An 8,605-nucleotide genomic window follows, 5' to 3' on the forward strand; every position below is an offset into this window, starting at 1 on the left:
AATACGTCGCATTTACTTGACCTGGAGCCCTGACCCATGCGTTCTTCGCCTCGCCACCGCCTTCTGAGTGCCGCGCTTGCCGCTGCCTTTGGAACCACATTCGTCAGCTGGAGCGGCATCGCTGCCGCCCAAGCACCCGGGCAGGCGGCCACGCCGACATTCGATATCAATGTCGGGCCGCAGCCGCTGGCGGCGGCCCTGAACGAACTCTCGCGCCAGACCAGCGCTCAGGTGCTCGCAGCGGGTGACGTGGTGACGGGCATCAACGCGCCCGCCGTGTCGGGGCGGCTCACGCTGCAGCAGGCGCTGGACCGGCTCCTGGTGGGCAGCGGCCTGGTTGCCGTTCGCAACGGATCGTCGCAAGTCACGATCCAGCGTGCCTCGGCCGCCGCCGCAGGCTCATCGCTGCCGACGGTGACCGTCCAGGCCGACTCCGACGGCACCACCGAAGGCACCGGCTCCTACACCACGCGCTCCACGGCGACGGCCACGCGGCTGGACCTGTCCCAGCGCGAGACGCCCCAGTCCGTGAGCGTGATCGGCCGCCAGCAGATCGAGGACCAGAACCTCGTGACGCTCGACGACGTACTGCGCCAGACGCCCGGCATCGTGTCCGACCGGCTGGACGAGCGGGTCAAATTCACCTCGCGCGGCTTCGATCTGGGCACCATGATCGACGGTGTCCCCACGCTGTCCTTCAGCTCCGTGGCGGGCGAGGCCAGCATGCTGAGCACCGCCATCTACGACCGCGTGGAAGTCATCCGCGGCTCGGCCGGCCTGCTCAGCGGCTCGGGCTCGCCGGGCGGCGTGGTGAACCTGGTTCGCAAGCGGCCCACCACCGAGTTCGCGGGTCACGTGACCGGGGGCATCGGCTCGTGGAACCGCTACAACGCCGAAGTCGACGTGGGCGGCCCGCTCAACGCCGCAGGCACACTGCGCGGCAGGTTCGTGGCTTCGCGTACCGAAGGCAAGAGCTTCATCGAATCGAAGAAGACCGCCGAGGACGTGCTGTACGGCATCCTCGAGGCGGATCTCTCTCCCACCACGATGCTTTCCATCGGCGTCGAACACCAGAAGACCGCCACCGACGGCGCCAACTACGGCCAGGCCCCGCTCTTCTTCAGCGACGGCACGCGCACGAACCTGCCGCGCTCCTTCAACTCCAGCGCGCCATGGAGCTACTGGAACATGTATTCGGACAAGGTCTTCGCGAGCCTCGACCAGCAACTGGGCAGCGGCTGGCGCCTCAAGCTCGATGCGAGCTACACGAAGACCAAGCGCAAGCGGGCCTCCGGCGACCTCAACACCTACTACCCCGTCGACGGCGTGACGGGCGACTCCACCATCGATATCCGGGACAACCCCGCGAACGGGAAAAACACCTCGTTCGACGCCTACCTCCGCGGGCCGTTCGAAGCCTTCGGCCGCCAGCACGAGGCAGTCCTCGGGCTGAGCTACAACAACTACGACTACGCCATCGACACCAACCTGGCAACCTCCACGGCCTTCGACACCCGGCCGCTGAACTTTTACACGCTGCAATCCTTCCCCGCGGTCACGTCCTTCCCCTACAAGTCGTACACCCTGTCGGGCCAGGTGACCCAGAAGGCAATCTATGCGTCGACGCGGCTGCGTCTTGCCGATCCGCTTTCGGTCATCGTGGGCGCACGGGGGACCTGGTACACGGACAGCTCCCTGAACCGCAACCAGGTGGCGGGCACGCTGACCCGGAACCCGGGTTCGCACGAGAGCGGCGTCATCACGCCCTATGCGGGCATCGTGTACGACCTGAGCAAGGAGTTCTCGATCTACGGCAGCTACACCGACATCTTCCTTCCGAACTCCCAGCGCGACAGCAACAACAGGCTGATCGCGCCGCAGCGCGGCAAGAACTACGAGGTCGGCATCAAGGGTGAACATTTCGGCGGCAAGCTCAACACCAGCCTCGCGGTATTCCGCACCAAGCAGACCAACGTTCCGGTGGAAGACACCAGCGCAGGCATGCTGCCAGACGGCAGCATCCCCTATCGCGCCGTCCCGGGTGCGCACAGCAAGGGCTTCGAGTTGACCGCCTCCGGCGAACTCGCGCCCGGCTGGCAGGTACTGGCGGGCTACACCTACTACGCCAAGCGCGACAAGGATGGCGCGCTCCTGGAACCTACCATCCCCAACCGCCTGTTCCGCGTCAGTACGAGCTACCGCCTGCCGGGCGAATGGAGCAAGCTCACCATCGGCGGCAGCGTGAACTACCAGAGCGGCATCTACTACGACGAGTACTCCGGCCTGGGCCGCGCGAGCCAAGGTGGGCTGACGGTGATCGGCCTGATGGCGCGCTACGAGTTCAGCAAGAAGCTGAGCGCGTCCCTCAACATCGAGAACCTGGCCGACAAGCGCTACTACAGCGGTCTTGGCGGCTACAACGGCTACACCTACGGCCGTCCGCGCAACGCCTGGCTGAAGCTGACCTACAAGCTCTGACGCTCCGCGCAACAGCGTACGAAAAAAACATGGCCGATCCCGAAAGGGGCCGGCCTTTTTTTACCCCTCGCCGGTGCCTACCCGCGGGCCCGCTGCGCGACCTCGACGCAGTGGTCCACGATCTCCTCCAGCGCTTCGCGGTAGAAGCCGATGAGTTGCTGTACGGTTGCCTCGTCGTACATGGCCCGGCTGAAGATCCAGCTCATCGAGAGCTGCCCCTCGTACACGTTGCCTGCAATCTCCAGCCAGTTGGCCAGCGGCGACTCCTCGTCGTGCACCGGCCCGGGATGCTCCTCGGCCGGCTTGAACATGGCGTCGTCTCCCCCCAGGCTGCGGTCGAACTGCCCCAGGTAGTTGAAGGTGATGCGCGGCTGGGCTTTGCCAAGCGTGGCGCCGTGAGGCCGGAGGTACTTCAGCACGCCATGGCCGACGCCGCGGCGCGGCACGTCCTGCCGCTGCTGCCTGGCGGAAAGGATCAGCGCTTCGACCGGCGAGCTGCCCTCGCGCAGCCGCACCGGATACACGCTGGTGAACCAGCCCAGCGTGCGGCTCAGGTCGAGCCCGGCGGCATCGCCCTCCCGCCCGTGGCCTTCCAACTGCACCAGCGTCTCGGACTCGCCGCACCAGCGCCAGACGGTTCTAGACAGGGCCGCCAGCAGCAGGTCGTCGATAGACGTACCGTAGGCCGACGGCGCCACGCGCAGCAGCTGGGCCGTGCGCTCGCTGTCCAGGCGCAGGCGTTGTGTCACCGCATCGCGATCCAGCAGCGCATCGACCGGGCGGTCGCGTGGAATATCGGTCACCGGCTGCATCTGCGCCTGCCAGTACGCGATTTCGCTGTCGAGCTCGCCGCTCTGCGCCAGGCTTTGAAGATGCTCGGCCCACGCTTTGAAGGACGCACTCTTGCCGGGCAACTGCACCGCGCGGCCGTTGCTCAGCTGGTCGTAGACCGCTTGAAGGTCTTCCAGCAGCACGCGCCAAGACACACCGTCGACCACCAGGTGATGCACCACAAGCAACAACCTCGCGCTGCCGTCCGCATGCCGCATGTGCACTGTGCGCCAGACAGGGCCTTCGCTCAGGTCGAGGCTGCGCTGTGCGGCGTCGGCCACGCGCACGATCTCTTCGGCATCGGCAACCTCGCGGCTCCAGAGCAAGTCGCGCGGCTCGGCCTGCGCGCTATAGCGCTGCTCCCAGCTTCCGTCGGCCCGCGGCGCATAGCGCAGCCGCAGCGCATCGTGATGCGCCGCCAGCGCATCCAGCGCTTGCAACAGCAGCGATTCGTCCAGCGGCTGCGCGGTCTGCAGCATCAGCGCCTGGTTGAAATGATGACGCCGCGGAATGGCCGTGTCGAAGAACCAGGCCTGGATCGGAATGAGCGGCAGCGTGCCCTCAGCCTCGGCCTCGGCGGTGGCTGGCACCGGCTGTGCGGGCGCAGCGTCGGCGAACTGTTCCAACAGCGTCTCGATGGTCGGGTGGCGCATCAGGTCGCGAAGGCGCAACTGGAAGCCGATCCCGGCTTGGCGCACCTTCGAGATCACCTGCAGGCTCAGGATCGAGTCGCCGCCCAGCTCGAAGAAGTTGTCCGAGATGCCCACCGAATCTACGCCCAGCACGCCGGCCCAGATGGCCGCGAGCTGGCGTTCCGTGTCGTTGCGCGGCGCCTTGATTTCGCGTTGCGCGTCTATGTCGGGTTCGGGCAGCGCGTGACGGTCCAGCTTGCCGCTGATCAGCCGTGGCAGCGCCTCCAGCACGATCAGGTGCGCGGGAACCATGTGCTCGGGCAGGCGCCGGCGCAGTTGCTGCAGGGCCTGTTTCGACAACTGCGCGCGCGGTCCGTTCGGCATGCGCACGATGTAGCCGACCAGCTGCCGCCCTGCCGCGCCTTCGTGCAGTTGCACCGCAGCTTCGAGGACGCCCGGCACCTCGCGCAGTTGCGCCTCGACTTCGCCCAGCTCGATGCGAAAGCCGCGGATCTTGACCTGCTGGTCGGCACGCCCGATGTAGGCAACGTTGCCGTCCTCGCGCCACCGCACCAGGTCGCCCGTGCGGTACAGGCGGCCACCGCCGCCGCCGAACGGATCGGCAACGAAGCGTTCGGCCGTCAACGCGCTGCGCCCCAGATAGCCGCGGGCCAGGCCATAGCCGCCGATGTACAGCTCGCCGACGCTGCCCCGGGCCACCGGCCGCAGTTCGGCGTCGAGCACGTGGACCGTGCGTTCGCCGACCGGGCGGCCGATGGGTGCATAGGCTTCGTCGAAACCGCGGTCCGCGCTGGTCTTCCAGATGAGGGGCGTCACGACGGTCTCCGTCGGCCCGTAGCCGTTGATCAGCGTGCGCGGGCGCAGCGACTGGCAGACCTTGTCGTAGGCGGCGCGCGGCATCGCCTCGCCGCCGAACACGTAGAGCTCCACCGGCGGGGCCTCGCCGCGCGCATGGGCCCAGTCGGCCAACTGGCTCAGGTAGGCCGGCGGGAAGGCGGCGTTGGTGACGCCGTAGCGGTACAGCGCGTCGCAGGTCTGCTCCGCCGTCCAGAGTTCGTTGTCGCGCAGCGCCAGGCTGGCGCCCACCGTGAGCGCGGTCAACCAGCGTTCGTGGGCCCCGTCGAAGGAGAAGGACATGAAGTGCAGTTCGCACGAGCGCGCCACCATGCCGTAGATCTCCGCCGTGGCCTGGCAATGCATGCTGAGCGGCCCGTGCGACACCGCCACGCCCTTGGGCTGGCCGGTGGAGCCCGAGGTGTAGATCACGTAGGCCAGTTGGTCCACGTGAACCTCGGTCCCGGGATCATGGTCGGGCCAGCAGCAGAGATCCGTTTCGTCCAGCACGAGCGTGTCGTCCATCGAAGGCAGGCGCGGCAGCACCGCGCGCTGTGTGAGCATCAGCCGCGCGCCGCTGTCCTTGCACATGAAGTGCAGGCGGTCTTGCGGATAGTCCGGGTCCAGTGGCAGATAGGCGGCGCCGGCCTTGAGCACCGCGAGCAGCGCGACGATGGTCTCCAGCGAGCGCTGCAGCGACACCGCGACCACCGCATTGCCGTGCACGCCCCGGTCGATCAGCGCATGGGCGAGCCGGTTGGCGCGTGCGTTGAGGTCGGCATAGTTCAGCTCGGCATCTCCCATCAGCAGGGCAATGGCCTCGGGCTGCAGCTGCGCCTGCTGCGCGATCAACTGGTGCACCGGCGTGCGCAGGAAGCCGTGGCGTCCGCTGCGTCCCAGCCGCGCGATCTCGGTCTGCTGCGTGGGCGTCAGCGTGTCCAGGTCGCGCAGCGCCTTCGAGCCGTCCTCGCGCATCCGCTCCATCAGGCCGAACAGCTGCTGCGAAAGCGCCTGCACGTCGGCTTCCTTGAAGCGTTCGCGCAGGTACTTGAGCTTGATCGTCAGCACTTCGCCGAGATGGACTTCCACGTCCATCGGGTAATGGGTCACGTCGACCGACTCTGCCTGCTCGAATTTCAGCCCCTGGTCGGCGCGGCCGGCGAGCGTCTGGTCGATCGGGTAGTTCTCGAACACCACGATGCTGTCAAACAGCCCCTGCCCGCCGCCCTGCCCGGCCCAGCGCTGGATGTCGTGCAGCGGCGTGTATTCGTGCTCTCGCGATGCCAGGTTCTGCGCCTGCAGTTCGCGCAGCCAGTCGCCCAACTGTTGCGCCGACGTGGCGTCGACGATCACCGGCAGCGTGTTGATGAACAGGCCCAGCATCCGGTCCGCGCCCACCAGTCCCGCGGGTCGGCCCGCCACTGTGGCGCCGAAAACGACCGTGTCCTGCGCGGTGTAGCGCGCGAGCAGCAGCGACCAGGCGCCCTGCACGAGAGTGTTCAGCGTCACGCGCTCGCGCCGGGCGAAGGCCTGCAGCGCCTGCGTTCCCGCGACATCGAGCGCGGCCCCGACTTCGCCGTGGCCCTCCCCGGTGGCCGGCGGCTCCAGCGCCGTGCCGAGCAGCGTCGGCGCATCCACCTGCCGCAGCCTGCCGCGCCAGTAGGCTTCCCCGTCCTTTGCAGGACGCGCGGCCAGCCATGCGATGTAGTCGCGATAGTTGCATGCCGGCTCCTCGACCGCCACGCCGTCGTAGGCCTGCAGCACCTCGCCAAACAGGCGCGACATGCTCCAGCCGTCCAGCAGCAGGTGATGGCAGCTCCAGATGAAACGATGGCGCTTGTCGTCGATACGGATTGTTGCGAGCCGCATGAGCGGTGGTGCCGCCAGGTCGAAGGCCGCCTGTTGTTCCAGCGCCAGCGCCTCGGTGGCCTGCGCCTGGTCGGTGCGCCCGCGCCAGTCGTGCTCGACAAACGGCAGCACCACCTGGCGGGCGACCCACTGCATCGGAGGCTGGGCCATGCTCAGGAAGCCTGTTCGCAGCACGTCATGGCGCTGCACCACCTGCTGCCAGGCGTGCCTGAAGCGCTCCACCTGCAGTCCCTGCACTTCGATGCGCAGCTGCGTCACATAGGCGGTGCCGCCCCCGTCGTACACGCTGTGGAACAGCATGCCCTGCTGCATCGGCGACAGCGGGTATAGGTCTTGCACTTTCTGTGCTTCCAGCGGCAAGGCGTCCAGCTGCGCCTGCGTCAGCGCGGCCAATGCGAAGTCCGAGGGCGTCACGCCTGCGGCACCGCCCGTGCAGTGCGCCACCAGCGCCTGCAGCTCCTCGCGCAGTCGGGTGGTCCACGCCCGCACGTCTTCTTCCCGATGGCGCTCGCGCCCGTAGCTCACCGCCAGGCTCAGCTCGCCCTCGTAGACCCGCGCGTTGATCGCGAACTCGTGCGCCTGCGGCGCGTCCGCGCCCATCGCCTGGCCGCCGCCTCGCGCCGCCGGGCGCCACGGTGCCTGCTCGTCGAAGCTGCCGTCGAACTGGCCCAGGTAGTTGAAGACCACCTGCGCCTTCGGCAGTGCCGCGATGGCCTGCCTCTGCGCATCGCTGCCCAGGTGCTGGAACACGCCGTGGCCCAGCCCCTTGCGGGGAACCTGGCGCAGTTGCTCCTTCACGCGCTTGAGCGCTTCGCCGATCTCGCCCTGCGGCGCCAGCGCCACCGGGTACACGCTGGTGAACCAACCCACGGTGCGGCTGAGGTCCAGGCCTTCGAAGATGTCTTCGCGCCCGTGGCCTTCGAGGTCGATGAGCACGCCAGGCTGGTCGCTCCAGCCGCACAGGGCGCGTGCCAGCGCGGTCAGCAGCAAGTCGTTGACCTGGGTGCGGTAGGCGGCGGGGGCGTCCTTGAGCAGGCGCTGGGTGGTGGCCGCGTCCAGGGTGATGGTCACGCTGGCCTGGTCGCTGGCGCGGCGGCTGCCTTGCGGGTTGGCAAGCGGCAGCGAGGCGGGCGCATCGCCCAATGCCTGTTGCCAGTAGTCCAGCTCGTCAGAGTGGACCTGGGCGTAGCCCTGCAGGGCCTGCGCCCAGTCGCCGTAGCTGCTGCTGCGCGCGGGCAGCTCGACGCCCTGGCCCTCGACGCGGGCGCGGTAGATGCTCTGCATGTCTTCGAGCAGGATGCGCCAGGACACGCCGTCGACCACCAGGTGGTGGATGGTCAGCAGCAAGAGCCAGCGGCCGTCGGCCACCTCGATGGCCAGGGCGCGGATCAGCGGACCGCGCTGCAGGTCCAGGCTGCGCTGGGCTTCGTCGCACAGGGCCTCGATGCCGGCGTCGTCCTTCGCCTTGCGCACCCACAGCAGTTCCTGCAGTTCGGGCTCGGCAACGGGTTCGTAGCGTTGGGTCCAAGTACCTTGTGCCTGGGTGTAGCGCAGGCGTAATGCGTCGTGGTGCTGCACCAGCACGGCCAGCGCCTGGCGCAAGGCCTTCACATCCAGCGGTTCGCGGCTTTGCAGCAGCACCGACTGGTTCCAGTGATGGCGAGCCGCCATCTGCATGCCGAAGAACTCGGCCTGGATCGGCAGCAGCGGCACCTCGCCTTCGGCCGGTGCGCGCACCTGCGCCGCAGCCGCCTGATGGTCCAGTTCCTGCACCACGCCGGCGAGCTGGGCGATGCTCTGGCGCTCGAACATCTGTCGCGGGGTGAGCTGCCAGCCAGCGCGCCGCGCCTGCGCGACGATCTGCAGGCTGAGGATGGAGTCGCCGCCCAGCTCGAAGAAGTTGTCGTGGCGCCCGACCTGGGGCAGGCCCAGCACCTGGG

The 8,605-nt window shown here is 68.1% G+C and carries 2 protein-coding genes; one reads left to right on the forward strand and one right to left on the reverse strand.

The window, feature by feature from the left end:
- Positions 1-36: 36 nt before the first annotated feature.
- Positions 37-2,478 carry a TonB-dependent siderophore receptor gene (locus QRN67_RS08240; RefSeq protein ID WP_285411406.1) on the forward strand — a complete coding sequence of 814 codons (2,442 nt, stop codon included), beginning with the start codon at positions 37-39 and terminating at the stop codon, positions 2,476-2,478.
- A gap of 77 nt (positions 2,479-2,555) precedes the next feature.
- Here QRN67_RS08240 and QRN67_RS08245 read toward each other — a convergent pair whose 3' ends face one another.
- Positions 2,556-8,600, reverse strand: coding sequence for a non-ribosomal peptide synthetase (locus QRN67_RS08245; RefSeq protein WP_285411407.1), 6,045 nt, complete (start codon positions 8,598-8,600; stop codon positions 2,556-2,558).
- Positions 8,601-8,605 lie beyond the last annotated feature (5 nt).

The organism is Variovorax sp. efr-133-TYG-130, from assembly GCF_030208835.1.
Lineage (GTDB): Bacteria > Pseudomonadota > Gammaproteobacteria > Burkholderiales > Burkholderiaceae_C > Variovorax.

What these genes read in the sequence shown, in the direction of transcription:
- QRN67_RS08240 (WP_285411406.1), top strand. Translation starts at nt 37, where the DNA reads ATGCGTTCTTCGCCTCGCCACCGCCTTCTGAGTGCCGCGCTTGCCGCT.